Source organism: Desulfobacter curvatus DSM 3379, from assembly GCF_000373985.1.
In the GTDB taxonomy this organism is placed as follows: domain Bacteria; phylum Desulfobacterota; class Desulfobacteria; order Desulfobacterales; family Desulfobacteraceae; genus Desulfobacter; species Desulfobacter curvatus.
This window is the reverse complement of sequence record NZ_KB892939.1, coordinates 1-3,820: the sequence shown is the minus strand read 5'-3', so window position 1 is coordinate 3,820 and position 3,820 is coordinate 1. Positions and strand designations below refer to the sequence as shown.

Annotated in this window: 4 protein-coding genes; all 4 read left to right on the top strand. The window is 42.7% G+C overall.

Annotation, left to right across the window (positions count from 1 at the left end):
* The first annotated feature begins 464 nt into the window (after positions 1 to 464).
* A complete protein-coding gene (locus B147_RS0104765; protein WP_245568926.1) occupies positions 465 to 1,844 on the top strand; it encodes a hypothetical protein in 1,380 nt (459 codons plus the stop codon).
* A gap of 188 nt (positions 1,845 to 2,032) precedes the next feature.
* Entirely contained in the window at positions 2,033 to 2,527 is a 495-nt protein-coding gene (locus B147_RS0104760) for a mismatch-specific DNA-glycosylase (protein ID WP_020586101.1), read from the top strand.
* A gap of 178 nt (positions 2,528 to 2,705) precedes the next feature.
* Positions 2,706 to 3,110: a hypothetical protein gene (locus B147_RS0104750; RefSeq protein WP_020586099.1), complete on the top strand. Its 405-nt coding sequence runs from the start codon at positions 2,706 to 2,708 to the stop codon at positions 3,108 to 3,110.
* Positions 3,111 to 3,265: 155 nt separating this feature from the next.
* Entirely contained in the window at positions 3,266 to 3,757 is a 492-nt protein-coding gene (locus B147_RS0104745) for a GFA family protein (RefSeq protein ID WP_026259516.1), read from the top strand.
* The last annotated feature ends 63 nt before the right edge of the window (positions 3,758 to 3,820 follow it).

Here is a 3,820-nt window from a genome sequence, read left to right as displayed (position 1 = left end):
CNNNCCCNAAANGGNNGGNNNTTTNNCNNTTTTAGAAAGGGTTAATAAGGATTATGAAAAAAGTTAGAAAAAAAGAATTTGTGCAATGGCTGGAGCAAGCATTGCCTTTTGACATTTGGATTGGCAGTGACAGGCGCACCGTCAAAGATGCTCGTGATTATATCTTTAAGGAGATCGGCGAAGAAAAAAATTATATCAGACGCAATGTAAAATCAAAATACCGTGACAGAGAATGTTTGCTGGTGATCCTGATAAATNTNTGGATAGGNTTTTTTGTCGGCAGGCCNATAAGGNTTTCNATGGACNNNAATCTTTACAGNNGCAACCAACGCTATGATAAACTGTGGTTCAAATACGATCGTATGAAGCGCCTTATAGATGAGCTTGAATGCCACGGTTACATTGAAAAAGCACCAGGCTTCAGAAACATCAAATATGGGCGTCAGACAAGGATCTGGGCCACCGTGAAATTAATCAAAATTTTTGTTGATGAATATAAATTTCAACCCATCGGGGACATTCATTGCACACAGACAGAGAACTTGATTCAACTACGGGATGAAGAGAAAAAAAAGAACAGCAAAAATAAGACTGTCAAAGTTTCAAAGGACGTGGAATTTGACCCCACTGAAGCAACCGAATTAATGCAGGCCAACCTGGAACAACTGAACAATCTTGCTAACGTAAAAAAAATCACCGTGTGTCTGGATGAGTCAGATGAAATCAACCTGACAGACCTAACAGTGAATATACTTTCAGATCTCATCAAGGGTAAGATAGAACTTCAAGAAGTAGAACTCATGGGCTGTGGTAATAGTGGTAATGGTATTGATAACACTGTCATGAACAGTACTCATCCATCTACAGGAGCCGGTACTCACTCACACAACATCAACCAGAGTACTTCCTATGCTACAGACACCAGTACAGCTATGGATCACATGGATATAGAGGTTCTCTCGTACAAAGAGTACTCCTATCCCGTAGCACTGTACAGGTCATTCATTGATTCTAACTTGAATAGAACTACTCTATTGTCTACCATAACTCATAGCCTGAAGAACCAACAGTACCAAGGCTTACAGCCAGAATCAGTACTTTTTTTACATCTACTGTGGATGAAGAAACTCTTGAGCCTGATGAATGCCAGATCCAAGAAAGAGGAGTTCATCAAACAGGACCGTCCACTGATCGATTTCGGAATAAAAAAGCTGGTGTTTGAAATCAAGGTGAAGGACATGCACCGGGTGTTTAACCGAGGCTCCAAGGATTTTAATAAAGGTGGGAGATTTTACGGACCCTATTATCAGGGGATGCCCAGCAAGTTCAGGAAGCACATTTACATTGACGGCAAAAAAACCGTTGAGTGGGATTATTCCGGCCTTCACATCCGCATGCTTTATCATCAATTGGGCCTGGAGTTTACCGGGGACCCGTATGCCATCGGTGATGGTTCCCAAAGAAACGAATATAAACTGGTATCTCTGATCAGCATCAATGCCGACAAACGAGGTTCCCATATTGCGGTCCGTGACGCCCTACAGAATGCCGGGTTTGATGCAGCCCAAGATCTATCCGCCATACGCAAAATGATGGACGATTTTAAGGCCCACCACGCCCCCATTCAGGAATTCCTGTTCTCGGGTGCCGGAATTGGTTTGCAAAACATAGATGGTCGGATCATGGAAAAAATTATGATGAAGTTGCATGCGAAGGGAATTGTTGCGCTTCCCATACATGACAGCGCCATTGTTGAGGAAGAGCATTCAGCCCGGCTGCAAAAAATTATGCTCCAGGTTTATGAAGATGAGATGGGGTATGCTCCGGTGCTAAAGGCGAGTTGATTTTTTAGGCCACGGTTACAAAAGAGCATGTTTTTTTCTTGCATGAGTTGGTCGTATGAGGATATTCTTCAATAAATTTCATTTTAACCCAATATCGTTCCACCTAAATACGAATAGATAAAATCGGCTTTTATAAGAATATTGGCCTATTCTGCCGAATTTACGATTAAGCGTGCAAAGGAAACACCATGCTTGATGATTTGATAGCTCCAAATCTAAAAATTATTTTTTGTGGCACCGCTGCTGGTTCTATATCTGCGGAGCGCAAACAATACTATGCAGGCCCGGGAAATAAATTCTGGTCGATTATACATAAAGTGGGGCTTACACCTCATCAACTATCATCAAGAGACTACCACGATCTGCTGGAATACGGTCTTGGTCTCACTGATGTCGTAAAGGGACAATCTGGTAATGATTCTGCCATAGACTTCCAACAATCAGATCCAGCATCCTTGACAGAAAAAATGTTGAAGCATCAACCGTCTGTACTTGCGTTCAACGGGAAAAAAGCTGCACAGGTGTTTCTGCGTCGGAAAAAGATTGAATTTGGTTTACAAGCTGAGGTCATTGGTAGGACACGCCTGTTTGTTGCCCCATCTACGAGTGGTGCAGCTAACGGATACTGGGACCAAGATATATGGTTTGAACTGGCTGCATTAGTTGAAGGAAATATCTCTTGATCGGGATAGGACTCCTCTCCAATCACTGAAGAGCCATCCCTCGCTATCCGGCGCCAAATCATGGAAAAATTATGATCCAGATTTATGAGGACGAGATGGGAGATACTCAAGTGCTGAAGTTAAGCCTATTTGGAGGTTTCATTAAATACTCATATCGCTAAAAAAAATTGGATAAATTATGATTACGCAACAAGAGTTAATAATTAGCAACTTAACGCGTGAAGACGGATTGGTTAATTCTCGACTTTCGTGGCTAATGACCGCGCAGGGATTTCTGTTTGCTTCATGGGGACTTGTTATTGGTTCAACCTTTGGAAAGAAGATTGTAGCATCGACCGTTTTTGCGTGTCTCGGAATTTTTCTGTGCTTGGCTGCAATAATTGTAATTCATATTAGTCATAAGTTTATTGAGGATCTTAAGACAAAATGGGAAGCATTGGAGGGCAAAAGCGAGGTTAGTCCTTTCGGGATCGATGTCTTCGGAATAAGTAGCCGAGTCAAATTCTTAGGATTAAGTTATATGCTACCTTGTGGCTGTATAATTGCATGGTGTGCGTTGCTTTTGACGGTGTGTCTTGAATGAAGACGTTAATATCAAATTTAACAGGTTTTTAATTCGCTGGGCTCCATAAAAACAGACTTCGTCTGGACGATGCAGGACGATGATTTTTACAATAAACTGTTTCATCGATGAAACACCCGTACAGGTAAATTTAACAAACAGAATAAGTGTTGATTATGGAAAATAAATTCGGCCCCGAATATGCGTTCCTGGAAGACACAGGATTTGTTGCCAAGTACCAAGCCTCATGCTTCTGTGGTGCCGTCCAATATGAGGTGAGCGCCGACCCAGTGGATGCCAAGATTTGCCATTGCACAACTTGTCAGAGGCTACATGGAGCCCCTATGCAGTGGGCTGCTATTTTCCACAAACACCATGTAAGATTCACGGCTGGTTTAGAAGATCTGATTTTTTATAACAGTGAACAAAACAGGGCAGAGCGTATTCTCCCCTGTAAAGTCCGTTGCGGTAAATGTGGCACCCCAATTGCAGATGAGGGACGCAGAATGTGGCTCGCTTTTCCATCTCTATTTGATTTCGGGTATCCCGCCGAGGTGCCGGAGCCATTCAAGCCGACCTGTCATCTTTTTTATGGGTCAAGAGTGATTGAAATACAGGATGATCTGCCCAAGTGGTCCGGCCACAAGAATCATTCCCAGCGGCTGTAAACCGTTTCATCGATGAAACGGTAAAAAATACATTTTGGGGGAAGGACTGGCTGAAGAAGTGCT